At 56.0% G+C, this 26823-nt stretch carries 22 protein-coding genes; 1 reads left to right on the forward strand and 21 read right to left on the reverse strand.

Annotated features, from left to right (window positions below):
* Positions 1-372 precede the first annotated feature (372 nt).
* The 21 genes from galF to U9O48_RS14635 form a co-directional block, all read right to left on the reverse strand.
* Positions 373-1269: a GalU regulator GalF gene (galF, locus tag U9O48_RS14535; protein ID WP_282493973.1), complete on the reverse strand. Its 897-nt coding sequence runs from the start codon at positions 1267-1269 to the stop codon at positions 373-375.
* 177 nt (positions 1270-1446) lie between these two features.
* Positions 1447-2838: a colanic acid biosynthesis protein WcaM gene (gene wcaM, locus U9O48_RS14540; RefSeq protein WP_324722721.1), complete on the reverse strand. Its 1392-nt coding sequence runs from the start codon at positions 2836-2838 to the stop codon at positions 1447-1449.
* A gap of 11 nt (positions 2839-2849) precedes the next feature.
* Positions 2850-4070, reverse strand: coding sequence for a colanic acid biosynthesis glycosyltransferase WcaL (gene wcaL / locus U9O48_RS14545; RefSeq protein WP_324722722.1), 1221 nt, complete (start codon positions 4068-4070; stop codon positions 2850-2852).
* Entirely contained in the window at positions 4067-5347 is a 1281-nt protein-coding gene (gene wcaK / locus U9O48_RS14550) for a colanic acid biosynthesis pyruvyl transferase WcaK (protein ID WP_324722723.1), read from the reverse strand. The genes wcaL and wcaK overlap by 4 nt, the downstream gene beginning before the upstream one ends.
* 126 nt (positions 5348-5473) lie before the next feature.
* A complete protein-coding gene (gene wzxC, locus U9O48_RS14555; RefSeq protein ID WP_285149352.1) occupies positions 5474-6952 on the reverse strand; it encodes a colanic acid undecaprenyl disphosphate flippase WzxC in 1479 nt (492 codons plus the stop codon).
* A 1-nt stretch (position 6953) separates the two neighbouring features.
* Positions 6954-8348: an undecaprenyl-phosphate glucose phosphotransferase gene (gene wcaJ / locus U9O48_RS14560; RefSeq protein WP_285144112.1), complete on the reverse strand. Its 1395-nt coding sequence runs from the start codon at positions 8346-8348 to the stop codon at positions 6954-6956.
* Between the two features lie 127 nt (positions 8349-8475).
* Positions 8476-9846, reverse strand: coding sequence for a colanic acid biosynthesis phosphomannomutase CpsG (gene cpsG, locus U9O48_RS14565; protein WP_324722724.1), 1371 nt, complete (start codon positions 9844-9846; stop codon positions 8476-8478).
* Positions 9847-9971: 125 nt separating this feature from the next.
* Positions 9972-11408, reverse strand: coding sequence for a mannose-1-phosphate guanyltransferase (cpsB, locus tag U9O48_RS14570; RefSeq protein WP_282493966.1), 1437 nt, complete (start codon positions 11406-11408; stop codon positions 9972-9974).
* 3 nt (positions 11409-11411) lie between these two features.
* Positions 11412-12635 carry a colanic acid biosynthesis fucosyltransferase WcaI gene (wcaI, locus tag U9O48_RS14575; RefSeq protein WP_324722725.1) on the reverse strand — a complete coding sequence of 408 codons (1224 nt, stop codon included), beginning with the start codon at positions 12633-12635 and terminating at the stop codon, positions 11412-11414.
* The gene (locus tag U9O48_RS14580; RefSeq protein ID WP_324722726.1) at positions 12632-13111 is read right to left on the reverse strand and encodes a GDP-mannose mannosyl hydrolase; all 480 of its coding nucleotides are present in this window, start codon (positions 13109-13111) and stop codon (positions 12632-12634) included. The genes wcaI and U9O48_RS14580 overlap by 4 nt, the downstream gene beginning before the upstream one ends.
* Before the next feature lie 2 nt (positions 13112-13113).
* On the reverse strand, positions 13114-14079 hold the full coding sequence (fcl, locus tag U9O48_RS14585; protein WP_282493963.1) for a GDP-L-fucose synthase: 966 nt from the start codon (positions 14077-14079) through the stop codon (positions 13114-13116).
* Between the two features lie 3 nt (positions 14080-14082).
* Complete coding sequence (gene gmd, locus U9O48_RS14590; protein WP_282493962.1) at positions 14083-15204, reverse strand: GDP-mannose 4,6-dehydratase; 1122 nt, start codon at positions 15202-15204, stop codon at positions 14083-14085.
* Between the two features lie 30 nt (positions 15205-15234).
* Positions 15235-15783, reverse strand: a complete 549-nt coding sequence (wcaF, locus tag U9O48_RS14595) for a colanic acid biosynthesis acetyltransferase WcaF (RefSeq protein WP_285144105.1) — start codon at positions 15781-15783, stop codon at positions 15235-15237.
* A gap of 15 nt (positions 15784-15798) precedes the next feature.
* On the reverse strand, positions 15799-16545 hold the full coding sequence (wcaE, locus tag U9O48_RS14600; protein WP_285149347.1) for a colanic acid biosynthesis glycosyltransferase WcaE: 747 nt from the start codon (positions 16543-16545) through the stop codon (positions 15799-15801).
* A 16-nt stretch (positions 16546-16561) separates the two neighbouring features.
* Positions 16562-17782 (reverse strand): colanic acid polymerase WcaD, encoded by a 1221-nt coding sequence (gene wcaD, locus U9O48_RS14605; RefSeq protein ID WP_282493959.1) that lies wholly within the window; start codon positions 17780-17782, stop codon positions 16562-16564.
* The gene (wcaC, locus tag U9O48_RS14610; RefSeq protein ID WP_282493958.1) at positions 17757-18974 is read right to left on the reverse strand and encodes a colanic acid biosynthesis glycosyltransferase WcaC; all 1218 of its coding nucleotides are present in this window, start codon (positions 18972-18974) and stop codon (positions 17757-17759) included. The genes wcaD and wcaC overlap by 26 nt, the downstream gene beginning before the upstream one ends.
* Positions 18971-19459: a colanic acid biosynthesis acetyltransferase WcaB gene (wcaB, locus tag U9O48_RS14615; protein WP_324724408.1), complete on the reverse strand. Its 489-nt coding sequence runs from the start codon at positions 19457-19459 to the stop codon at positions 18971-18973. Before wcaB ends, wcaC begins: the two co-directional genes overlap by 4 nt.
* Before the next feature lie 2 nt (positions 19460-19461).
* Positions 19462-20304 (reverse strand): colanic acid biosynthesis glycosyltransferase WcaA, encoded by an 843-nt coding sequence (gene wcaA, locus U9O48_RS14620; RefSeq protein ID WP_285144103.1) that lies wholly within the window; start codon positions 20302-20304, stop codon positions 19462-19464.
* A 138-nt stretch (positions 20305-20442) separates the two neighbouring features.
* Positions 20443-22605 carry a tyrosine-protein kinase Wzc gene (gene wzc, locus U9O48_RS14625; RefSeq protein WP_285144102.1) on the reverse strand — a complete coding sequence of 721 codons (2163 nt, stop codon included), beginning with the start codon at positions 22603-22605 and terminating at the stop codon, positions 20443-20445.
* A 2-nt stretch (positions 22606-22607) separates the two neighbouring features.
* On the reverse strand, positions 22608-23051 hold the full coding sequence (gene wzb / locus U9O48_RS14630; protein ID WP_285144101.1) for a low molecular weight protein-tyrosine-phosphatase Wzb: 444 nt from the start codon (positions 23049-23051) through the stop codon (positions 22608-22610).
* Between the two features lie 6 nt (positions 23052-23057).
* Positions 23058-24197 (reverse strand): polysaccharide export protein, encoded by a 1140-nt coding sequence (locus U9O48_RS14635; RefSeq protein WP_282493954.1) that lies wholly within the window; start codon positions 24195-24197, stop codon positions 23058-23060.
* A gap of 693 nt (positions 24198-24890) precedes the next feature.
* Between U9O48_RS14635 and U9O48_RS14640 the strand changes: the two genes are divergently transcribed.
* Complete coding sequence (locus U9O48_RS14640; protein WP_282493953.1) at positions 24891-26474, forward strand: TerC family protein; 1584 nt, start codon at positions 24891-24893, stop codon at positions 26472-26474.
* The last annotated feature ends 349 nt before the right edge of the window (positions 26475-26823 follow it).

Consider the following 26823-nt stretch of genomic DNA (forward strand, 5'->3'; position numbering starts at 1 on the left):
GATTGAATATATCGAGATATTGATGTTCTGAATTCAGGATAATAGGGACGAAAACAGAAAATTGACACGCTACCGCCCCAGGCTTAACAGCTACCAGTGCACTGAGCGATTGCTTAAAATGAGTGTTCTGCGGTCAGTTTCCGGACGTAAAAAAACCAGTGGATAACCACAGAAGAACGTTAATTGTCGTCCTTATCGCCCCCAGAAACAAGTAGAAATCCTTATCAAGTAGTCCAAAAAAACAACAGGTAACTCATTGTAATTCTGGGAATTTAAAAACAAAAAACGGCAACTATCAATCTTGAGGATTTACCTTCGCTCAGGATGACGGTTGCCGCTACTTTGCTCGTGGCGCTTAACAGGACTGAAGAATCACTCGCTCGTGAGCATCTTCTCAATGCTCTTACGGAACTTCGCGCCCTCTTTGAGGTTACGCAGCCCGTAGTTCACGAACGCCTGCATGTACCCCATTTTCTTACCGCAGTCGTAGCTGTCGCCGGTCATTAGCATCGCATCAACGGACTGTTTCTTCGCCAGCTCGGCGATTGCATCTGTCAGCTGAATACGTTCCCATGCGCCCGGTTCTGTTTTTTCCAGTTCGGCCCAGATATCAGCGTTCAGTACGTAGCGGCCCACCGCCATCAGATCGGAAGCCAGAGTCTGCGGCTGATCGGGTTTTTCGATGAACTCGACGATACGGCTCACCTGCCCTTCTGAATCCAGCGGCTCTTTAGTTTTAATCACAGAGTACTCGGACAGATCGCCTTTCATGCGTTTTGCCAGCACCTGGCTGCGGCCCGTTTCATTGAAACGCGCGACCATAGCGGCAAGGTTGTAACGCAGCGGATCGGCAGACGCATTGTCAAGAATGATATCTGGCAGCACGACGATGAATGGGTTGTCACCCACGATAGGGCGAGCACAAAGAATGGAGTGTCCCAGGCCCAGCGGCTGCGCCTGGCGAACGTTCATGATGGTCACCCCTGGCGGGCAGATAGACTGCACTTCGGCCAGAAGCTGACGCTTAACACGCTGCTCAAGCAGCGCTTCGAGTTCGTAAGAGGTGTCGAAGTGGTTCTCTACCGCATTCTTGGATGAATGGGTCACCAGAACGATTTCTTTGATCCCTGCAGCAACAATCTCGTCAACGATGTACTGAATCATCGGCTTGTCGACGATCGGTAGCATTTCTTTTGGAATCGCCTTCGTGGCTGGCAGCATATGCATGCCCAGACCCGCTACCGGAATGACTGCTTTCAAATTAATCATTATTTCTTCCACCTTAAAATGGTTGCCGAATTATAGCTGTTAAACCTGTTTTCGCCAGCATGTTTTGCGGTAATTCTGGACCTGATGGTACGCTTTCGACCCACAAAATACAGTAGTTGTTGTCCGAATACGTCACAGTTCTGCCCCAGAATAATCGCAAAATGGCTGGCGCAAAACCTATCTGTGGGGCAATTTGAAGTTCAACCTCTCCACATTCACCACCTGCTGATCCACCCGGTCGATATCCACCGAACTCTGCCCTTTCTCATTCACCGCATGGATGTTTGCCAGCGACAGCAACGTCTTGTCTTTCGCCATAAACTTGCCGCGCACGTCTTTGCGCAGGTCAAAATTCATCTTCAGCGCGGGCCCAACGGTCGCTTCCTGCATCACCTTAATGTTACGCAAAAACAGATGCTGCGGTTTGTTATGCAGTTCAAGCGTAGCACGCTGCATCTCGACGTTGGTGATGGCGACAAATGAAGTCGCATTGCCGGACGAAATCTGGATACCGCGCAGTTTATATGCCAGCTCACGATTATCCAGGTGGATGTTGTTGAGCCTGAAGTTCTGCGGGATCGACAGATAGTCGCCCTTAATCACCCCGTAACCGATCAGCATACCGGCGCTGTTGACCATCTCGACGTTGTCGATGACAAAATTATCGCAGCCGTAAATCGCCACCGTCGCGTTATCAATCCCCGCTTTCTTACTGAAATCCGGAGTGATGTTTTTCGCTTTGACGTTACGGATGATGAAGTGTTTACCGTTCTCGACGTGAACCAGCTGGCGGCAGTTACTCCCGGTGATGTTTGCCACCACAAAGTTCTTCACCGTCTGCTTTTCCGGGTAGTCGTTATCGTACGTACTCCCGGCCAGGCCGATGCCGATGCCCCAGTTAATCTTGCCGTTGGTGCAGTTGATGTTGTCGATGACGTGGTCGGAGATCAGGATATTGCGATCGTTGATGGCCACGTTCCACTCGATCGCATCGCCCTGCAGATGGCTGAAACGACTATTGGTGATCCGCGCCCCGTCGACCTGATTATGGAATCCCTGTCGCAGAATGGCGTAGTTGGCCTGCGACACGCTGATATTGTCGATCAGCAAATTACGCATGACCCGCGGCTTTTTGCCCCCGATGTATATCTGCGTCACCGGGCCAAAGCCGCTCATCGCCAGCCCCTGGATCACACAGTCAGAACCGCGCACATCCAGGGTGATATTTTCCGTGCGGCCCTGCCCTTCGCCGATCACTTTACTGCCTTCCTGCAGCACGAAGCGCCCGCGACCATTCCCGGTCAGCGCACCGCGGATAAGCAAGGTTTTGCCATCGGGAATAAAAATCCCGGTGTTGATGTTCTCGCAGGTGAGTCCCGCCGGGACCACCACCGTGTCGCCATCGACGAAGGCCTGCTTAAAGGCCGCGATCCAGTCCTTGCGATTGTACTGGCTGATGTCGACCGTCCCGCCCCCCGCCGCCCGCGCAAGGCGGGAGGTAAGCAGCGGCGTCGCGGCCAGCAAAGAGCAGGAGGTCACGAAAGTGCGTCGGGTTATTTTTTTCAGCATACCACCTCGGCTTATAGCGTTTGTAACAGGCTCGCTAACTGACGATTTATCACCTGCTGATTAAATTCGGTTTCGACTTTTTGCCGCGCGTTGTGCAGCACAGGGGCCAGCGCCTGCTGATCGATATCGCTAAACGCCGCCAGCTGGTCGGCCAGCGCCGAGGCGTTGTTTTCCGGCACCAGCCAGCCGGAATGGCCGGGCTCGATCAGCTCCGGAATACCGCTGTGCACGGTGGACACGACCGGAATACCGACCGCCATCGCCTCCATCAGCGCGACGGGGATCCCTTCCATATCGCCGTCTGCGCCGGTGACGGACGGCAGCAAAAACACATCTGCCTCGTCGAGCATGGCTTTGACTTCATGGCTGGGTTTAAAGCCCGGCATCTCGACAACGCCTTCGAGCTGATATTGTTCGATCAGCGTGCGCAGGCGGCGCTCCCACGGGCCAATCCCGAGGATGCGATAGTGGAAATCCACCCCGCGCGACTTGAGCTGACGGCAGGCTTCGATCGCCACATGCAGCCCTTTTTTCTCGGTGAGACGCGCCACGGAGATAATTTGCAACGGTTTGCCCGGCACTTTCACCGGGCGCTGGGTGAAGCGCTCCATGTTCACCCCCATCCGCGACACGGTGATTTTGTCGGACGGACAGCCCATGGTTTTCAGCCGTCCGGCCCACAGGTCGCTGATTGGCAGCATCATGTCGCCGCGACGAAAAAGCTGCTGATATTCACCGGTGTAATGGTTCAACACCTCATGGCTGGAGATGTCGATCCCGTGGAAAATGGTCGCGATTTTGCCGTCAATGACGCCCAGCTCGCGCAGCTTTGCCGCAGTCACGCCAGCCGGGCCAAAGTGGGCGATAAACACATCGGCACGAAACGGTCGCGCGGTTTGCCCGCTAATCGACGAGAGGATCAGGTTGCGCGACTCCGCGCCGTAGCGCGACACATTCAGCGCCCGCCACGTCGAGGGACGATGCAACCCGCACAGCGTCCGGGTTGCACGGTAGCGCAGCTTCGCCAGACGGCCCTGCGGCTCATCCTGCAGCCAGCGGGTTTTCGCCGCAAGATCGTACTGCGTCCAGGCCGCATGGGTATTCTGCGTATCGCCCTTTTGCAGGGCGACAATCTCCACGTCGTATCCCATATCGATAAACGCGGTGATTTGGTTGAGCACAAAAGTTTCAGACGAGAGCGGGAATTTCAGTAAGAAGAATCCAACCTTCATTTGCCCTCCCCGATGCGGTCGAGGACGGATTTGACCATGCTGATGCCGTTTTCGCGTTCCGCTTTCACCGCGCGCGCCAGGCGTTCGTTGACCTCCGGAAGCTGGCCCAGCGTGTCACCGACCATCGCGCCCAAAGAACCGTCGAGCAGATGGCGAATATCCACCGCCATCTCCGGCATGCCGAGCTGCTGCATGATGCCCGCCGATTTGTGTTCGTAGTTGATGGCAATCGCCGGCGTACCAAAGTTCATGGAGATAATCGCCGAGTGCAGGCGCGTGCCCACCGTCAGGTCGCAGGCGGAAAGCAGTTTGCCCATCTCCAGGTCGTTGAGCTCGTCCATCACCACGTGGTACCGCGACGGATCGTTAACCAGATTGCGCAGGTTCAGCGCCACCATGCGGTCATCTTTGTTGTAGCTGTCGATCCCGGTACAGGTCGAGAGCGCCAGCACCTGATACCCGCTGTCGAGCACGCGATTCACCACTTCGGCAAACGCCTGTTCGTAGGCGGCCTGGGTGGTTCCCAGACGTTTATCAAATGGCGCCAGTTCGCGCAGGGTGATGGCGACGGTTTTCTGCTTTGCCGCCACGTTCAGCCAGTGCTGAACCGCGTAGCTGGCCTCGAAGTTGTCGTTCTGATGGTCCACCAGCCAGGCCGTATCCACGCCGTGTTCCACTTTCGACGTATCAATCTCACTGCGTTTCATCAGATCGAGGCTCACGGATTCCCGCAGGATCAGCGCGTCGCAGTGGCCAAAAACATAGTTTGCCAGCTGGTTGAACTGCGGATCCTGGAACGGCCCGACGCTGTGACCAATCATAAACAGCGGTTTTTTCGCCATGAACGTACAGAGCGCATGCTCAAACTGCGGCACGCCGTACAGATCGACAAAGAAGGATCCGCCGACCTGGATAATGGCGTCGTAGCCCGACAGCAGGCGCACAAAATCGGTAAAGCCCTGCGCGATGGCGATATTGCGCAGCTTGCCGGTGTCGGTGACGCGCGACAGCAGCACCTGATGCTGATAGCGGCGACGCAGCACTTTCTTCACGCGCCCCACCACGCCCGTCGCGGTGTTGTGCTGTTTCATCTGGCTGTAGAGCGGATCGCCCATCACCGGGCGATTGAGTAACCACGACGAGCTCACCGGGTAGCGGCTCATCACATCCACTTCTGTCTCAGGCTCAAGGGTGTTAATGGCATCCAGCAGACCGCGCAGAATGGCGCTGTCGCCACGGTTGCCGCAGGTATGGTTGCCCAGAATCAATAATTTCATAATGACCTCTAAAAGGGGTTCTTCACATAACAGGTGCGGCCTGATGCCCTCACCCCGGCCCTCTCCCACAGGGAGAGGGTGAAAAGTTCCCTCTCCCCTTGGGAGAGGGTTAGGGTGAGGGGGAAATCACCCCGCCCTCAGCAACGTTTTCATCTTCTCGCTGCGACAAAACTGGCGTTTCATCTCCACCACCAGCGCATTGCGGGACAGCACAATCATCACCCCAAACGCCAGCGCACCGGCGGCGATCTGTACCGCCAGCAGTACGCCCAGCGGCAGATGGCCGTTGAGCACAATCCCTAATCCGTAACTCGCAACAAGCGTCGGCAGTGACAGGTAGAACGGCAGCCACAGGCTCAGGATGTACTGACGATAGCTGGAGCCGAGCACCGGCTTAATCATCACGAAGTAGCTCAGCACCGTGTTGACGATCTGCACCAGCAGGAAGCCCAGCGTCACGCCAATCGCGCCCGCCGTCTGGCCGCCGACGATAATCGCCGGAATAAACAGGAAGGTTTTAAACACGTTGAATTTGAAGCTGATATCGACCCGCGCTTTCGCCATCAGCAGCGACCCGATCGGATTGCCGACGGAGCGCAGCAGGCCCACCACGCACAGCAGCTGCAGGATCGGGATGATCCCGCTCCACTTCTCGCCAAACACCAGCGGAACAAAGTTGTTAGAAACCACCATCAGCCCGAGCAGCGCCGGGAAGTTGATAATCCCCACCACCGACAGCAGCTTGTAGAAGTTCACACGCAGCTTCTCGGTGTCGTCCTGAATCTTGGCGAACGCCGGGAACAGCACGCGGGTGATGATTGGGTTGAGCTTCATCGGTGGGACAACCGCCACGTTGTACGCCAGGTTATAGCCCCCCGCGACGCTCGCCCCGAGAATACGCGCCAGCACCAGGGTGGAGAGGTTGGTGTTCACATAGTTGATAATGCTGTCGGCGGTCAGCCAGGCACCAAAACGCAGATTGGATGAGACCGACGCCAGCGAGAAATGCAGGCCCGGACGGTAAATCTTGCGGCCAAAGAACCCAAACAGCAGCGTGCGCACGGCGGTGTTGACCAGATACCCGAGGATCGCCGTCATCGCCAGCGGCCAGAAATGAGCGCTGACGACGGTGAAGGTAAAACCGGCCAGCACCGAAGAGGTCTCGATCATGCCGATTTTGTTGAACTCCAGCTCCTTTTGCATCAGGGCGCGGAACTGCTGACCGTGGGGGATCAGCACAAAGGCAAACGACAGCGTGCGGATCAGCGGCGCGAGATCCGGGTTATTCAGCACATCGCCGATAACATCGCTCAGCAAAAACACGCCCACGCACACCACCATCCCCAGCCCGACGTTGAGCCAGTACAAAGTAGTGAGTTCAAGATGGCTAATCTCTTTGCGCTGAATGATCGAGTTGGCAATCCCGAAGTCCGACAGGGTATCGGCCAGGGCGATAATCACTAATGACACCGTCAGCAAACCAAACTGATGGTTATCAATAATGCGCGCCAGCACCGTCATCTGCACCAGCCCGAGGCCGATGATGATGATGGTCGCCATCGCCGACCACTTGGCCCCGCTGATGGTTTTTTCACGTAAGCTCATGTTAGTAGGCCGCTTTGTTGACAAAACCTTTGAACACCGTCAGAAACACGATCTTGATATCGAACCAGACGCTCCACTCGCGGATGTACTCCAGGTCGAACTCAACGCGTTTTTCCATTTTTTCCAGGGTATCGGTTTCCCCGCGCCAGCCGTTGATCTGCGCCCAGCCGGTAATGCCCGGCTTCACTTTGTGACGCAGCATGTAGCCTTCAATCAGCGCGCGGTACTGCTCGTTATGCGCCACCGCATGGGGACGCGGCCCGACAATCGACATCCCGCCGGTCAGCACGTTGATAAACTGCGGCAGTTCGTCCAGCGATGTGCGGCGCAGGAAGTTCCCCACGCGGGTCACGCGCGGATCGTTCTGCGTGGCCTGGGTCACGACGCTGTCGTTTTCCATCACCTTCATGGAGCGGAATTTCCACACCATGATCGGCTTGCCGTCCATCCCGTAGCGGGTCTGGCGGAAGATAATCGGGCCGGGCGAGGTCATTTTGACCGCCAGCGCAATCCCGCACAGCACCGGGGAGATCAGCAGCAGAATCAGAGAAGAAAGGACGATATCTTCCGCGCGTTTCAGCAGACGGTTAATCCCGGAGAGCGGCGTGTCGTACAGGGGCACCACCGGCACGCCATTCACCTCTTCAATCCGCGAGTGCAGAATGTTGAAGGTAAAGACGTCAGGGATCAGGATCACCGAGCAGGTGGTGTCGGCCAGCTCGCGCATCAGGTATTTGATGCAGGACTCTTCGCTCATCTTGAGGGCGAGATAGACGTTATGAATTTTGCCCGCGCGCGCGTCTTCGATCAGTTGCTCGTAGTTGCCCGCCCAGTCCGAGGTCACTCCGCCCGGTTTGGCGTCGTGATACACCCCCACCACGTCAAAGCCCAGCCACGGCTCTTTGCGAAAACTGTTCAGCAGCGCCTGACCTACGGGTAAATCCCCGGCCACCGCCACATAACGCTTGTTGTAGCCGCGATTGCGCAGCCACCCGGCGAAGAAGCGGATCAGGGAGCGGCAAACCACCATCCCGACGCTGGTTAACGCATACCAGCACAGATAGGTTTTGAGGCTGTTATCGAAGTCACTGCTGAATGCCACCAGCCCGGCGCTGAAGATCAGGCTCAAGGTCCAGTTTTGCAGGAGGAGCATCAGCTCGGTGGTCATTTTGACGCCGCGGTATGATCGGTAAAAATCCGTCATCCCGCCGATCATCTGAAAGACCACCAGCGCCAGCAGCGCCATCAACAGGTGCATGTATAAAAACGACAGGTTGCTTAGCTGACACACGACCCACAGCCCACCGAACATGATGGTGATGTCAGAAAAACGCTGCACCATAGAGATTAACGATGCATTCGTTTTGGCTCGCTCGCGCTTTTTTAGATTTGTCATCGTTGTTCCTGTTTGAGTTTCCCCTCGTCCCGGCCCTCTCCCCATAGGGCGAGGGTGAAAAGACCGCTCCGAGCGATCCCCTCTCCCCTATGGGGAGAGGGTTAGGGTGAGGGGCGACGAAATATCATTACGCCTTCAACAGCGCCAGAATGTCCTGCGTTCGTGCCTCCATCAGCGGGACGTCGGCACGCGACTCCACGTTCAGGCGCACCACCGGCTCCGTGTTCGACGAGCGCAGGTTGAAGCGCCACTGCGGGAACGACATGCTGATCCCATCCGTGCGGTCGATCTCCAGCGCGTGCAGGGCAAAGTGTTGCTCCACGCGGGCGATGGACTCGGCCGGCAGTTCCAGCTTGCTGTTGATCTCACCGCTCGCTGGGAACGCCGCCATGCGATCGCGGACCAGTTCGCCCAGGGTTTGCCCTTTCAGGCACAGCAGTTCCGTCACCAGCAGCCACGGGATCATCCCGCTGTCGCAGTAGGCAAAATCGCGGAAGTAGTGGTGGGCGCTCATTTCTCCGCCGTAGATGGCGTCTTCTTCGCGCATGCGCTCTTTGATGAACGCGTGACCGGTTTTCGACATCACCGGCGTGCCGCCCGCGGCGCTGACCACATCGACGGTGTTCCAGGAAAGGCGCGGGTCGTGGATGATCTTCGCCCCCGGATTTTTCTCGAGGAAGGCTTCCGCCAGCAGGCCGACGATGTAATACCCCTCGATAAACTGGCCGTTCTCATCGAACAGGAAGCAGCGGTCAAAGTCGCCGTCGAAGGCGATGCCCATATCCGCGCCGTGCTCAATCACCGCGTTGCGGGTATCGTCCCGGCACTCGGGCAGCAGCGGGTTAGGAATGCCGTTCGGGAAGTTGCCGTCCGGGGTGTTGTGAACTTTGATGAAGGTGACCGGGACATTCAGGGCTTTGAAGCGCGCTTCGAGGGCATCCACCACCGGGCCTGCCGCGCCGTTCCCGGAGTTGATCACCAGTTTGAGTGGGGTGATGTTCTTAACGTTGATGTAGCCGAGGAGATGGTCGATGTACGCTTTGCGCAGGTCGATCTGCTGGTAGCTGCCGCGCGCGGATTCGTTCACCGGCGAGAAATCGTTGGCTTCCGCCAGGCGCTGCACGTCGCGCAGGCCGGTGTCACCGCTGATCGGACGCGCCCCTTCGCGCACCAGCTTCATGCCGTTGTAATCCATCGGGTTATGGCTGGCAGTCACTTCGATGCCGCCGTCCACGCCCAGGTGGAAGGTGGCGAAGTAAATCTCTTCAGTACCGGACAGGCCGATATCCAGCACGTCCACGCCCGCGTCCTGCAGCCCTTTCGCCAGCGCCAGTTTTAGCGCTTCACTGGTCAGGCGCACATCGCCGCCCAGCACAATGGTTTTCGGTTTCAGGTATTCGCCGTACGCGCGGCCAATGCGCCACGCAATATCTTCGTTGAGCTCTTCGCCTAATTTGCCGCGAATATCGTAGGCTTTGAAACAGGTTAATTTATTCATGGTCTTACCCTTTTTCAGGCAACAGTCGGCCCTGACCCAAAATGGTCAAAATTGTCTTTGTCGTTGGTCTGTGGTCTTTTGTAGGCCGGATAAGCAACGCGCATCCGGCGAACAACGCGCTCGGGCTAAACCCGCCCGTACCGGTCCTGGAAGCGGACGATGTCATCCTCTTCCAGGTAGGAGCCGGAGCGCACTTCGATCAGATCGAGAGGAATTTTCCCCGGATTCTCCAGGCAATGGGTCGCGCCCAGCGGGATGTAGATAGATTCGTTTTCACCGAGCAGTTTGACCTCGTCATCAATGGTGACTTTCGCCGTGCCCGCGACCACCACCCAGTGTTCGGCGCGGTGATGGTGCATCTGCACCGACAGCCCCTCGCCCGGTTTCACGGTGATGCGCTTCACCTGATAGCGTTCACCCGCGTCGATGGAGTCATATTTTCCCCACGGACGGTAGACTTCGCGGTGAATGTGATGCTCATGACGGCCATCGGCTTTGATCTGCTCGACGACTTTTTTGACGTCCTGCACGGAATTGCGATCGGCAATCAGCACCGCGTCTTTGGTCTGCACCACCACCAGGTCTTTCACCCCGACGGTAGTCACGAGGCCGGATTCCGCATAGACATAGCTGTTTTCGGTTTTGTGGCTGATGACGTCCCCATGGTGGACGTTGCCTTCCGCCGTATGGGCGCTGATTTCCCACAGAGAAGACCAGGAGCCGACGTCGCTCCAGCCCGCATCCATCGGCACCACTACCGCATCCGCCGTGCGCTCCATCACCGCATAGTCCACGGACTCTTCCGGGCAGGCGAGGAACGCCGCTTCATCCACGCGGATAAAGTCGAGATCCGGGTCAACCACCGCCATCGCTTTTTCGCAGGCGCGGAGAATATCCGGGCGATATTTTTCCAGCTCTTCCAGATAACGCCCGGCGCGGAACAGGAACATGCCGCTGTTCCAGTAATACTCACCGCTGGCGACATAGGCCTGCGCGGTTTCCAGATTCGGTTTCTCGACAAACTGCGCCACGTTAAAGGCCACGCTGTCGCCCTCGCCGGTGGTCACGTCGCCGCGACGAATATAGCCGTAGCCGGTTTCCGGGAGATCCGGCACGATGCCGAAGGTCACCAGTTTGCCGCTTTCAGCGTAAGGAATGGCGGCGCGCACCGCGTCACGGAAGGCATCTTCCTGCTGAATGACGTGATCCGCCGCCAGCACCAGCATCAGCGGATCGCAATCCGGGCTGCTGCGCTGAGCGGCCAGTGCCGCCAGGGCGATCGCCGGCGCGGTATTCCGCCCCGCCGGTTCCAGAATGATGTTCTCGGTCAGCTTGTTGAGCTGACGCAGCTGTTCGGCAACGATAAAACGGTGCTGCTCATTGCAAATCACTACCGGGCTTTCGCACTCCACGCCGTTGAGGCGGGAAACCGTGGTTTGCAGCATGGTGAGCTCCCCTTTCAGGCAGAGGAACTGCTTGGGATAGAGCACGCGGGACAGCGGCCACAACCGACTACCAGAGCCACCCGCCATCACCACCGGGTACAATTTATTCTGACTCATGATTCATCCCCGTATATCTGCAATAAATTGGCTAAGCACGTTCTCTTTTTCGAGCGTGCGTTCGGCATATTCACGTGCCACCGTGTTCTCTTTCGGCATGGCGAGCGCCTGTTCGATCCCGGCCACCAGCGCAGTCACCGACTCCGGCTCCACGCAAACGGCGATCCCCGGGAAGCTGTCGCACAGCTGGCCTAATTCAGTTTCCGGCTCGGCGGTGATCACCGCGTTACCGCCGACGGCCAAAATGTTGGTCAGTTTGGACGGCAGAACCGCATCCGCCGCACCGCGCTTTTGCACGACCAGGTGGCAGTCGCCCATCTTCAGCAGGGCTGGCAGCGCCTCGTAAGACTGAAGCGGGAAAAATTTAACGTTGTTCAGGCTGCGTTCGCTGACCATTTTCTCCAGCCGGGCTTTACCGCCGCCCTGCCCGACAATCACAAACATCCACGGATGTTTATCCAGCTGCTGCGCGGCGTCGATAACGCTTTCCAGCCCCTGTTTTTCCCCGATGTTGCCTGAGTAAAGAATGATTTTTTGGCTCTCAGGCAGACCGAGCTGCGCACGTAACGCCAGCGCATCGCTGTCCGCGACGTCGCGAAAACGCGCCACTTCGGACCAGTTCGGGAAGAAGATCACTTTCTGCGCCGGAACGCCCTTCTCCTGCGCTTTGTTCATCATCGAGCGCGAAATCGTCGAGACGTAATCGACGTTGTGCAGGCCGCTGCGCTCAAAGGCGCTCGCCAGTTTCGCGACTTTTCCGCCCTTGCCTTTCCCGGCCATCCCGAGGCCGAGCATGGCGTCGACTTCGTAATCCTGAATGTGCAGCAAGGTGCGTGCGCCGGAGAGTTTGCCCAGCAGGCGCATGCCTGGCGTGCAAAATAGCGTTGGCACCACGCCGATAATGCGATCCGGCTTCCAGCGACGCTGCGCCATCAGCGGGAAGAAACTGCTCAGAGCAAAGCTTCCCAAATGCAGCAGGCGTTTCAGCGTCGAAGGTTGTTTTGGCACATACAGCGGGCAGCGCCAGACGGTTGCGTCTCCCTGCTCGCGGCGATAGCGCCAGCTGGAATAACGTTCGCCGACCTTCCATTCCGGGTAGTAAGGCGGGGCCGTAATGACCCGCACCTCATGGCCCTGACGGGTCATCCACTCCACCATCTCACCGGTGTACTTGCCGATACCGGTCAGCTCTGGCGAGTAGTTAATGCCGTAAACGAGGATTTTCATAGGCCTGGCACCTCAGCCTGACGTTCCGCCAGGAAATAGGCGCGGCTGTTGTCGTGAACCTTGTCACTCGCCAGCAGCGCGGCCTTCTCCAGCCAGCGGTAATCATCGTGCTGAGAATCAGGCAGACGCAGGTCTGCCTCACTCACTTTCAGGCGAAAACCCAGCACCACGTAGTGGGTGCTGAAACCGGTGCCGGAAAAGTTATCGTCATAGAAGTGCTGCCATACTCCGTAAAACTGGCCTGCCGCCATCGGCAGACGCAGCCCCAGCTCCGCGAGAGTGAGACGCTCGAAAGCATTTTCTAAGGTCTCATCTTTCTGCACGCGTCCTCCCGGCACGAACCAAAACCCTTGCGCCGGGCGATTGGTGCGTTTGCCGAGCAGGAACTCGCCGCGCTCGTTTTCCACGATGAAATCAATGGAAATCAGCGGAGTGGAACGTACTACCGTGGCAAAATCTTCCTGACTTAAAAACATGATTACCCCCGGAAGCGGTGCTGGTTTTCCAGGAACCACTGGTACGTACTTGCCAGTCCCTGTTCGAGCGACACTTCGTGATACCAGCCGAGCTGGTGCAGACGCGTCACGTCCAGCAATTTACGCGGTGTGCCGTCGGGCTTCGTGGCGTCGAACACCACGCGGCCTTTGTAGCCGACCACCTGAGCGATGGTCTGCGCCAGTTCGCGAATGGTGCAGTCCACGCCGGTGCCGACGTTGATATGCGACAGCATCGGCTCGGTGTTCTCGGCCCAGACCTCGCGGTCCAGCTCCATGACGTGAATGCTGGCGGCAGCCATATCATCCACGTGCAGGAATTCGCGCATCGGCGTCCCGCTGCCCCACACCACCACATCCGGGGTGTTGGCGGCGGTCGCTTCGTGGAAGCGGCGCAGCAGCGCCGGGATCACGTGCGAATTGCTCGGGTGGAAGTTATCGTGCGGACCGTACAAATTGGTCGGCATCACCGAGCGATAATCCCGGCCATACTGGCGGTTATAGGACTCGCACAGTTTGATCCCGGCAATCTTGGCGATGGCGTAGGGTTCGTTGGTCGCTTCCAGCGTCCCCTGCAGCAGTTCGCTCTCGGCGATCGGTTGCTTAGCCATCTTCGGGTAAATGCAGGATGAGCCGAGGAACAGCAGCTTATTCACGTTGTGCAGATGCGCGGCGTGAATGATGTTGCTCTCGATCATCATGTTCTCGTAGATGAAATCCGCCGGGTAGCTGTTGTTGGCGACAATGCCGCCCACTTTCGCCGCCGCCAGATACACCTGGTCGATGCGTTCGTTGGCAAAGAACTGCTGAACCGCCTGGCCATCGAGCAGGTTCAGCTCGTCGCGGGTGCGGACAATCAGCTCCGCGTCGCCGCGCTGTTCCAGCTGACGGACGATGGCGGAACCCACCATCCCCCGATGACCGGCGACAAAAATACGTTGTTTGGTCATGACTCAGGACTCCAGCGCGATGGCAACCTCGTAGCCATGGGACTTCAGCAGGGAGTGTTTTTTCGCTGCTTCGAGATCGTGGGCAACCATTTCAGAGACCATCTCCTGGAGAGTGATTTCCGGTTTCCAGCCCAGTTTTTCGTGCGCTTTGGTTGGGTCGCCGAGCAGGGTTTCCACTTCCGCAGGACGGAAGTAACGCGGGTCAACCTGAACGATCACATCGCCTGGCTTCACGCCCGGCGCATCATGACCGGTGACAGACACCACCACGCCGCGCTCTTCAACGCCGGTGCCTTCAAAGCGCAGTTTGATACCCAGCTGTGCCGCCGCCATTTCGACGAACTGACGCACGGAGTACTGCACGCCGGTGGCGATCACGAAGTCTTCCGGATTGTCCTGCTGCAGCATCATCCACTGCATTTTCACGTAGTCTTTCGCATGGCCCCAGTCACGCAGGGAGTCCATGTTGCCGAGGTGCAGGCAGGATTCCAGGCCCTGAGCGATGTTGGCGATCGCGCGGGTGATTTTGCGGGTCACGAAGGTTTCGCCACGACGTGGGGACTCGTGGTTGAAAAGAATGCCGTTACAGGCGTACATGCCGTAGGATTCGCGGTAGTTAACGGTGATCCAGTAGGCGTACAGTTTGGCGACTGCATACGGAGAGCGCGGGTAGAACGGCGTGGTCTCTTTCTGTGGGATTTCCTGCACCAGGCCGTACAGCTCAGAGGTGGATGCCTGGTAGAAGCGGGTTTTCTTTTCCAGACCGAGGAAGCGAATGGCTTCCAGCAGGCGCAGCGTGCCCATGCCATCGACGTCTGCGGTGTATTCCGGGGATTCGAAGGAGACTGCCACGTGGCTCATGGCGCCCAGGTTGTACACTTCATCCGGCTGCACTTCCTGCAGGATACGGGTCAGGTTGGAACTGTCGGTCAGGTCGCCGTAGTGCAGATGGAATTTCGGGTTTGCAGCATGCGGATCCTGATAGATATGGTCCACACGCTCGGTGTTGAACGAAGAGGCACGACGTTTGATGCCGTGAACTTCGTAACCTTTTTCCAGCAGAAACTCCGCCAGATAAGAACCATCCTGCCCGGTAACGCCGGTGATGAGAGCGACTTTTGACATGTTTATTTTCCTCTGTACTTATCTCAGAAATTATTCAGTTTCAACGCGTTCGCGTATCACCACTGCGGGGTTGCCACGGCAAATCTTATTTGCCGGTAGCGATTTAAATACGCTGCTGCGGGCACCAATAACCGTGCCATCACCAACAGAAACGCCAGGCGCAACAAAAACATCTGTTGCCAGCCAGCATTTTTCACCAATCACAATTGGCGTGGCGTTAATATCAAAATGCTGACTCATAAAATCGTGACTGCCGGTACACAAATAACACTTCTGCGACACCACAGAATGTGCACCGATGGTAATCTCGCCCAGGGTATATAACACCGCGTCATCGCCCACCCAGGCATAATCCCCGAGGGTTAATTTCCAGGGATAGGTAATTTTGACTGACGGGCGAATCACCACATTTTTGCCAATTTTTGCGCCAAATAAACGCAGTAAAAAGGCGCGCCAGCGATACAGCACCTGCGGAGACCAGGCGAATAATGTTGCCTGCACGGCCCACCACAGCTGCACCTTAATTCCATTTCCACCGCGAAAACCTTTCGGGACGGTAAAACCACTGAGATCCTGCATCACATGTCCTTATATTCAGGCTTTGTTATATAAGGCTTTCGTTTTGCCCGTCGTTCTCAGGCGTAATAAATAGGACAATTCCGCCCAAAAGCCCGGCACGCGTAATATATTGCGCTGCACTTTTTTGGCATCCTGGCATAATTCCAGATTATTCGAGGTTGACACGCCGCCCATCGAGAATTCCGACACCAGCCCTTTAATCCGGCGGAACGGATAGCCTGATTTATACAGACTGGCGGCCAGGGCATAATCGGATGACACTTTATATTGCAAATCGTAGGGGTGTTTTTTCAGCCCTGCCGTCGGGAAGAAAATCGCCTGATGGCTGGCCGGTAAACTGTGGTAGATATACCAGCCGCTTTTCGCGCTTCGACGAATTTTATTGCCATCACCGAAATCCAGCAGCGCATCGCCGATAAACATCGCGTCGTCTTTCTGACGAGACAGTTGACGGGCAAACAGCGCCACATCCTCATGAAACACATCGCCGGAATTCAGGAAGATTGCATAGCGCCCTTGCGCCATCTCGATGCCTTTATTCATCGCATCGTAAATGCCTTTATCTTTCTCGCTGATGTAACGTAAGTTGAACTCACCGTTGAGTTTTTCCAGAAACTCCGCCGTGCCGTCGTTGGAGCCGCCGTCCACCACAATCCATTCAAAAGTGAGGCTCGGATCGCGTGCCAGATTGCGCAGCGAGCGCCAGGTTTTTACCACCCCGTCGTGATTGCGAAAGGCGACAGTAATAACGCTAAGAAACATAAATCACCTCATTTCGTCATACGCGCGTAATATTCAGCGCCTTGCGCAAAATAAACGGACAGACAATTAAGAATGCATATTCCGGGCTAAATATTGACCCGGTAAAAAACAGCGACACCGGCGTAAAAAGATAAAGCTGAACACGATAATTCTGATTATCACCAAATGCGTTAATCATCATTTTGAACACTTTAAACAGGTACCAGGCTGTTAACAGCACCGCGAACCAGGAAAAGTAAATAATTAACAGATACAGACCATTGTCTATGGTTTTACCGACATCCGCACCGTTAAAGATTCCGAATGATGCAACATATTCGTAAAGTGAGCCAAATCTGACGACGCCATCAATATGGGTTAAAGAATACCCAACCATCACCAGCGGACCAATAATGCGATAATAAGATGACGACCCTTCCGTTCCTAAATCACCGAGACGGGTGGCGATGTAGGGGAAGGCAAAAACAATACCCACTAAAAATACGGTTAGCGAAATAATAGCTAAGGGTAGTTTTTTCTTAATCGCATCTTTATTCAGGTACTGAAAGGCCCATTCCAGCAGGTAAAACAAGATAAATGTCATTACCCCAGAGAAAGAACCTGACAGCACAATCCCTGCAAGAATCATAGCATCGGTCTTAGGCGTTTTGATACCAAACTGTTTGATGCTGAGCCAAATTGAGATTAGTGCCAGAGCAAAAAACGCCGGTTCAAAATAGAGCGCCGTGGTTCGTTTGCCGCCGAACTTAATGAAGTTCAGAACATAGCTATTACTGTAAATCAGATATTTCGAAATCATCTCCATCAGACTACTGCCGCCGGTCAAAATAATTTGCGCCATTTCCATCGCAGCCAGCATGACAATGAACGCAACGGCAATATAAAAGAACCTAAGGATTTTCCGATAATTGTGCGGAGAAATTGTTTTGAAGCGAATACTCCAGACCATGCCAATAATAATCACGATATAGACAAATAACATGGTGGAGGTGACGTACTTGCTGGCATCCAGCGACTGACCAAAAATGTAGTTAAATGCCGTTAAGCCAAATCCCAGCCCTAAGGCAATCATCAGCTTCTTAACGCTAATCTTCTCGACATACAACAGCAGCAACAGCGGCAAGAAGGTGACGATGGTAATCGGGAAGCTTTCGCCCAGTTGGGCAATTTTGACGTTAACCAGCAGATAGATCAGCGGCAGCAGCAGGTAACTACAGATTCTGATAGAACGAGACATACTCCTCCAGCATCTGTTCACCGCTGTAAGCCTTGCGGCTGCGGTTGCGGAACGATTCCAGGCTGGTGTTAAAAACAGCCTGCGCGATCTCGGCTTTTGGCCGTTGCACCAGCGGCAGCACCTCGTGCTCGCTGAAGGTTTTCCCGCCGGATTTTTCCAGCACTTCGCGTGCGGCGTCGCTGTGGGTGGCAATCACCGGCACGCCGATGGAGAGCGCCTCGCACAAAATCAGCGGATAGTTATCCACCCGCGAGCTGAACACCAGCCCGTCCATGCCGTTTAGAGCGCTCATCAGCTTGCGTTTGTCGGTTTCGAAACCGTGGTTAATCACGTTCGGCCCTTCAAACGGCGAGAACTTGCCGAAGGTGTGCAGCTCGATTTTGTCGCCCAGCGCCATCATGTCGCGCACCAGCTGCTGATTGGTTTTACCGTCGTAGCGCAGGTCGTGGGCGACCACCGCGATTTTCGGTTTGCCCGGCGTGACGGCGACCGGCGTCAGTTCCGCCAGGATCTCTTCCGTCGCCACATCGATACCGTTATTGATGATTTTGCAGCGGCCCGCCCCGTACAGACTGTTAAACGCGTCCGCCACGTGCTGGCTCGGGGAGATAAAGTGGCAGCCCAGCGCCAGCATGTCGCGGAACAGCTGACGTTTCCCCGCCACCAGCTGATGCGCGCGATCCACTTTCACCGGTGGATAGTTGGCCAGCGTCGGGCATTTCTGGCAGTTCGTTTTCCAGCCTTCACAGCCGTCGGTGAAGGCGCAGCGCCCGGTGACGCTCCAGTGATCGTGCAGGGTCCAGACAAACGTAGTGTCCGGCTTATGCGCCAGCACGTTTTCACAGAAGGCGACCACCTCTTCCAGTTTCAGCCAGTAGCTGTGCAGGACGTGGAAATGGAGCACCACCGGCCCTTCGCTCCGCGTCACGGTGCGGTACAGGTTATTGAGATTGCCAAACAGATCGCGGTTGAACAGACGGAACAGCGCGATGTTGGCAATCGAGGTCAGACGCGGTGTCTGCTTGAGAACGTGCGGGTAGTTATCGTGGCTGACACTTTTTTTGCCGCCTTTGCCGTAGCCATACACAAAGCGGGACTGTAGCCCTTTTTGCAGCGCGCGCTGATGCAGATCCAGCGCCACACCGGCCGCCCCGCCCTCTGCGAGACGAACGTTAAATTGCAGAATATTCATTTGATGACCTTCACACGGGCTTTTTCACCGACCACCAGGGCGTTATCCGGGATGCTGTCCAGCACCACGCTGCCCGCGCCGATAGTGACGTTATTGCCGACGGTAATATCGCCAATCATCACCACGTTCGCGCCCAGCTCGACGTTGTTGCCAATCACCGGGCAGGCCAAACTTTCCGGGCCGCGGTTGCCGATGGTGACGCCGTGGCGAATAGTGAAATCGTCACCCGCGACGACGAATTTATTGATAACGATGGCGTAGCCGTGGTGAATGGTGAAGCGGCGTCCGATGGTCGCCGCCGCCTGGATTTCGTAGCCAAACAGGCACTCGGTGATGATGCGGTACAGCACCAGAACCGGTGCCGCCCAGAGATTATTGAGCACATTTTTTTTGCGCCAGACGGAGCAGAAATGCGCGACCCGGTAGGCCAGAACCATGCAGCACGGGCGCAGGCTCCATCTGTTCGCGCGGCAATCTTCCAGAATCATTATTTCCCCCGAAGCCCGTCGGCCAGACGCTTGGTGTTGCGCACGGAAAAGAGCGTCAGCAGCGTGCGCCAGTTCATGCGCTTATTGCGGATCTGATACAGGGTAAACAGCTGATACTTCCGGCTGGCGCGGTCGAATTTGTCTTTGTGCTTGCGGTAAAAGTGGAAGTAGCCGGAGAATTTTTTCGGCGACGAGGTGATCTGCATTTCGCCGTGATTGATGTGCAGGATCTGCGTGGCGTCATCCACTTTCCACGGCTCGCCATACTCCATCACCATGCGCAAAAAAATGTCGTAGTCCTGCGCCGCTTTCAGCTCCGTATCGAACAGGCACTCTTTGAAGCGCCACGCCCAGGTAAAGACCTGGTTGCCGATGATGTTGCGCTTGAAAAACAGACGGCGCGAGTACGGCGATTTCGGGTACAGCGGCAGGCTGGCCGGTTGCGAATAGACCTCGCCCTGGCAGACGTAGTCGTTGGCGTACAGAAACGCGTGGGTCACCAGCTGCTGTTTGTGTGACAGGAAGATCGACAGACGGTTGGGCGTCCATTCATCATCGTCATCAATGCCGGTAAGAAACTCCCCTTTGGCCTGCAAAATCGCCTGATTGCGCACCGCACAGGCCCCGGAATTTATGGCGTTATGGGTGTACATCACGCGCGGGTCATTCAGCTCGGTAACGAATTTTTGCAGCTGCTCGTAAGAGGAGGAGCAGTCGTCGACGATGATCAATTCCCAGTGGTCGTAGTCCTGACGTAAAACCGATTTAATCGCGCGGATCGCCAGCTGCTGGCGATTCCAGGTCGGCATATAGATGGAGATCAAAGGGCGTGGTGTTGTCATTTTATTCCCCGGATGGCTTGTTGCCCTCACCCCTCACCCCGGCCCTCTCCCCAAAGGGGCGAGGGGGAAAAGACGGCTCCGTGCGGTCCCCTCTCCCCTGTGGGGAGAGGGTTAGGGTGAGGGGTCAGTGGTTTAAGGTTATTTACTGTCAGACTTATATTCGTACTCGTAATACCCGTAATCCTGGTATCCGGTCGCGCGGCGGAAGATGGAGTTCAGAATCACCCCTTTCACCTCGATGCCGTTCTGCTCGAAGCGGCTCAGGCTGGTTTCCACCTCTTTCAGGGTGTTCACCGCGTAGCGCGCCACCATCAGGGTGGTCCCGGCGTGGCGACCGACAATCGCGGCATCTGTCACAGCCAGAATTGGCGGGGTATCGATCAGCACCAGGTCGTAGTGTTCGCTCGCCCATTTCACCAGCTGAGTGAAACGCTCGCTCATCAGCAGTTCAGATGGGTTCGGCGGCACCTGACCGCGCGGGACGAGGTCGAAGTTGGTGATCGACGTCGGCTTGGCGCTCTGGCTGATCTCCCCTTTCCCGAGCAAGATTTCCGACAGGCCGTTGACGTTGTTGGTGCCAAGCAGCTCGTGGGTGTAGCCCTTACGCATATCGCAGTCGATCAGCAGCACGCGCTTGTTGGTCTGGCTGATCACCGCTGCGAGGTTGGCACAGACGAAGGTTTTCCCGATTGACGGGCTGACCCCGGTAAGCATCAGGACGTTGTTTTTCGCCTGCATCATGGCGAAGTGCAGGCTGGTACGCAGGCTGCGCACCGCTTCAATCGCCAGATCCGTTGGGTTACCCACCGCCAGTAGCTGGCTCTGTTTGTAGCGCTTAATTCCTTTGACCGTTTTGACGCTATCGCGCGATTTCTGCCATTCCGACAGCGGGATACTGGCGTACACGCTGATGCCGTTCTCTTCCAGCACCTGCGGGCTTTCGATACCGCGGTTGAACAGGGAGCGCAGCAGCACGCCAACGATGGAGAGCATCAGGCCGAGAATAATGCTGCCGAGAATAATCAGCGCTTTCTTCGGCTTCAGCACGCCGGGCTGAGTGATGGCCGGGTCAACGATACGCACGTCGCCGACGGTACTGGCTTCGGTGATTTTCAGCTCCTGCTGCTTGTTCAGCAGCTGCATATACACCTGCTGGCCGGACTCCACATCGCGCGTCAGACGCACAATTTCCTGCTGAGTTTTCGGCATCGCCGTCACGCGGTTGTTGAGTTTGGATTTCTCATCTTCCAGCGCCTGGCGTTTTTCCAGCAGCGTGCGGTACGCCGGGTGACGTTTGGTGTAGAGCTTGGAAATTTCCGCTTCTTTAAAGGTCAGTTCGTTCAGCTGCGCGTCGATGTTGACCATTGAGTCGAGCACCGATTTGGCCTCCAGCGGCAGATCGACGGAGTCTTTCTGCTGGCGATAGGCGTTAAGCTTGTTTTCCGCATCGTCCAGTCGGGTGCGCACTTCCGGCAGCTGTCTGGCGAGGAACGCGAGGCTTTTCGCCGCCTCTTCCGATTTACGCTCCACGTTCTGCTCAAGGTAGTTGCGGGTGATGCTGTTCAGAACGTTGCGGATCATCTCCTTATCTTCACCGGTAAAGCTCAGGCTCAGCACACCCGTGTCTTTGCCGTTCTCGGTGACAGTCAGGTTGTTTTGCAGGTTGTTGATCATCCCGAGCGTCGAGAATTTGCTGACGGTAAACTCCCCGCCGTCCGCCGCCTGAATGGCGCTGACCATCATGCTGACGCCGTTTTTGGAAAGCATCTGCCCCACTTCACCGCGGGCGCTAAAACCGGCATCGCTTTTCAGTTCGTACTGCTTAGGGTTAAGCACGGTCAGAGTGAAAACCTGATCCGCCGTGCCTTTTGGCAGGGTAAAGCTGGTGACTTTGACGGTGTCGTTTTGACGGCCCATCAGACGGTCCCAGCCCGCGCCAAACACCGGGAAGGTGTTTTTGGTGACGGCGATGTCGAGATCGAGATCGTCCACGGTTTTCCCGAGCACCATGCGCGACTGGATCAGCTGGATTTCCGCATCGGACGCCGGGGGCTTATTCGCCAGCGCCGAGCCGATGTCCTGCACCAGTGAATTGCCGGAGTTCTGCTCGATTTGCACCAGCGCATCGGCGCTATAGATAGGCGTGGCGAACAGGGTGTAGATCACCGCGGCGAGAGCAAAAACCGCCGTAATGCCCAGCACCCACCAGCGCGCCTCGACAATCGTCCCGACCAGACGACCAATATCAATTTCATCACTGCCCGAGATCGGGGCGGCAGAAGGTTTTGTTTTTTCTGTCATTGTTATCCCTGCTGAACTTTCAGTGCCTGCGCCCACTGTTGGGCAGACTGGTCTAGTAAGGTATAAACCGCCTCAAATGCCTCACGGCTCTTGCGATACGGATCGGGAATTTCACGTTCGCTGTCCCAGTGACCAAACAGCATCACTTTCCCGCGCATCTCCGGTGCGATTTCGCACAGCGCGTTGATGTGACGTTTTTCCATCGCCAGGATCAGGTCGTATTCCCGGCACATCCGGCCAGAGACCTGGCGGGCAAAATGCCCGGCCAGAGAGAGGTTGTGCTCCTTTGCCACGCTCGTTGCGCGCTCATCCGCCCCTTTACCCACCAGCGCTCCCAGCCCTGCGGAGTCAACGATAAGGTCGGGCTGATACGCTCTCAGCAACCGTTCAGCCGTGGGGGAACGGCAAATGTTCCCCACGCACACCACCAGAATTTTGTTAAACATCGCGGGTTACCAGGTATGAATGTCGCGCGCCGTGTCCGTCATGTAGCGAACGCCACTGATGGTTGGCAGCAACTGGTTGATCAGACGGTTCCAGCGTGTGACTGGGGCGGTAGTGACGTAGACCACATCGTATGGCTGGAGACGGAACTCGGTCGCCATGACCAGAGAGGTCGCATCGGACATATCCAGCTGGTAGATATTGGCGATCTTGCCTTTCGCGCTGCCCTCGCCTTTCAGCGGACGGATCACGAAGATGCCGCTGGCGTTCGACGCCGTCAGGTCCAGACCTTCCGCATTGCCCAGCGCTTCGGTCAGGGTCATGCCGCTGAAGTCCATCTTGAGCGTGCTCTGTTTTTTCACTTCGCCCATCACGAACACTTTCAGATCGTCATTGCGTGGGACAAACAGAATGTCGCCCGGATAGAGCAGACGGTTCTGGCTCAAATCACCGTTCTGCATCAGCGCCTGGAGCGAGATGCGTTCCTCTTTACCGTTGTGCGTCAGCACCACGTTGCGCCAGTCGGCCGCGTCCGTTAAGCCGCCCGCGGTGTTGATGGCGTCGAGAATGGTCAGCGGCACGTTGGTGATCGCCTGCTGGCCCGACTTATTCACCTGGCCGGAGACGTAGGCTTTCTGCGAGCGGAATGCGGCGATATTAACGTCCACCTGCGGATCAGCGATGTACTGCGCTAAGCGGCCGGTAATATCACTACGAATTTCTGCGAGGGTTTTGCCCACCACGTGGACTTTGCCGATGTAGGGATAGAACATGGTGCCATCGGGCTGCACCCAGTTACCGGTGTCGCTGGAGCTACGATATTGCCCGGCAGGCGTGGTGAGTTCCGGGTGATCCCAGACGGTGACGCTGACGACGTCGCCCGGCCCCACGCGGTATTCATAGGAGGCAATCTCCTGGTCCAGAGACATATTCGGCTGCGCCACATTCGGGCGCGGACGTAATTGCTCGACGATGCGCGGCGTTAATGGGTAAACATTCACCATTTTGTCGAGATCAAAATCAGCATCCTGTTGCTTGATCACATCCTTGCCCATTGTCGACATATTGCTGCCGGGAAAGACCGTACAACCACTCATCAAGGTCACAGACACCAATAATGGCATCAATTTCATTTTGGATTTCATCATTGATTATTTATCACTTTGGCAGAGTAATTATCCTGTGCAATTTAAATAAACGCGGATTGTTTGGACAATCAGAATGCAGTTAATAAAAAAGAAATATAACTGGCATCAGTCCTAAAAAACGCTTATTCATCCATTGGCTATTGACAGAATAATCGAGGCTGATTCACACGCTTTCAGGCACGCTACCGCCCTTGGCTTTCAGTTACCAATCCACTGACGAAACAATGTGTTATGGATAGACACCCTCTTAGATAAGTCTTATGGGATAAATATATCCGGCATTTTCAATGCCTGAGCGGTAATGAATGACCGCTCTTAAGACCGTCACATAAATAGCAGCAAGAAGATTTAACATTTGATGCCTGGAGAATTGTTGCAGCTAACCTAATAGCAGGCAAGGAGACAACCGTCCTAATATTGGTTTTTAAGAATAATATTAAGCGCAAAGTTTTATGGTTTTAGGAATTTCTTTATATTGACAAATTAGGGAGTCAAAACACCGCATGCGATATTTCCTAAATATACCAGTAAACAGATAATTTAACTTTCATATAGAAATAATAAGGTTATTCGCCAGCGATATTTCCCTGTCGCTCATTAAGAGAAATCTCAAGCGGCCATTGCAATTTTCGTCCGCTTTATCCATGATCGAAGTGTGACAAATGTCATATCTTCAGAGGTACTGCTATTACTATGGAATGGATTGCCGATCCATCAATCTGGGCCGGGCTGGTGACGCTGGTCGTCATCGAATTAGTCCTCGGCATTGATAACCTGGTCTTTATTGCCATCCTCGCCGAAAAACTGCCCCCGGCGCAGCGCGACCGCGCACGCGTAACCGGTTTGCTGCTGGCGATGGTGATGCGTCTTTTACTGCTGGCCTCGATCTCCTGGCTGGTGACGCTGACCGCTCCCCTCTTCTCTTTCCACGATCTGAGCTTTAGCGCGCGGGATGTGATCATGCTGTTCGGCGGGCTGTTCCTGCTGTTCAAAGCCACGGTGGAGCTGAACGAGCGGCTGGAGGGGAAAGACAGCGAGAACCCCACCCAGCGACGCGGCGCGAAGTTCTGGCCCGTCGTCGCGCAGATCGTGGTGCTGGACGCGGTCTTCTCGCTGGACTCGGTGATTACCGCCGTCGGGATGGTCGACCACCTGCCGGTGATGATGGCAGCGGTGATCATTGCGATCACGCTAATGGTGATGGCGAGCAAAGCCCTGACGCGCTTTGTGAACAGCCATCCGACGATTGTGATTTTGTGTCTGAGCTTCCTGCTGATGATCGGCTTTAGCCTGGTTGCGGACGGCTTTGGCTTCCATATTCCGAAAGGCTATCTGTATGCGGCAATTGGTTTCTCGGTGATTATTGAATCCCTGAACCAGCTGGCGATTTTCAACCGTCGCCGGTTCCTGTCTGCCAATCAGACTTTGCGCCAGCGCACAGCGGAAACCGTTCTGCGCCTGCTCAGCGGGAAAAAAGAGGACGCCGAGCTGGATGCGGAATCGGCATCACTGCTGGCCGACCACGACGACAGTCAGATCTTTAACCCGCAGGAGCGGCGGATGATTGAGCGGGTGCTGAATCTTAACCAGCGCTCGGTGAGCAGCATCATGACCTCGCGTCACGATATCGAACATATCGACCTGAACTCGCCAGAAGCGCAGATCCGCGCCCTGCTGGATAAAAACCAGCACACCCGCGTGGTGGTGACCGGCGGCGAAGAAGAGGAGGATTTGCTCGGCGTGGTGCACGTCATCGATCTGCTGCAGCAATCCCTGCGCGGTGAGCCGCTGGATTTACGCGCGCTGATCCGCCAGCCGCTGGTGTTCCCGGAAACCCTGCCGCTGCTCTCGGCGCTCGAACAGTTCCGCAATGCGCGCACCCACTTTGCGTTTGTGGTGGATGAGTTTGGTTCCGTGGAAGGGCTGGTGACGCTGAGTGACGTGATGGAGACCATCGCCGGTAACTTGCCGAACGAAGTGGACGAGATCGACGCCCGCCACGACATCCAGAAAAATGCCGATGGTTCCTGGACCGCCAACGGCCATATGCCGCTGGAAGATCTGGTGCAGTACGTTCCGCTGCCGCTGGATGAGAAGCGGGAATACCACACTATCGCCGGTTTGCTGATGGAATATTTACAGCGCATTCCACAGCCGGGCGAAGAGGTTCAGGTGGGGGATTATGTGCTGAAGACGTTGCAGGTGGAGAGTCATCGGGTGCAGAAGGTGCAGTTGATTCCGCTGCGCGGGGAGGATGATTTGGATTTTGAGGTTTGATCAATTGGTTCTCTGGTGAAATGGTGGAATCGTTCCGTTCACTAAGAGTCCTCTGCTTCCTGTCTGTTTCTCTGCGGTGAACGTGTTAAGGGGGCTGCCGCCGCCCCCTTAACAATCCCGGCTCCCGGCAAAGAAAATCGCCGCTTCGCGGTGCCCTCAGCTTATTCCTTGCGGCTTTCGGGTCGGGCGCGATCCTGCATCCATGCAGGTCGCACCCTCTCGGCGCATCCCTGCGCCTCGACCCGGCCTCCAGGAAACGCTTCGGCGATTTTCAGCCGGACTCACGTTCCCTCAACCTTCTTAGTCGTCTGAATGTGGCACCGGTGTTGGTCCCCGCAGAAATCGGCGA

Source organism: Lelliottia sp. JS-SCA-14, from assembly GCF_035593345.1.
GTDB classification, from domain to species: Bacteria; Pseudomonadota; Gammaproteobacteria; order Enterobacterales; family Enterobacteriaceae; genus Enterobacter; species Enterobacter wanjuensis.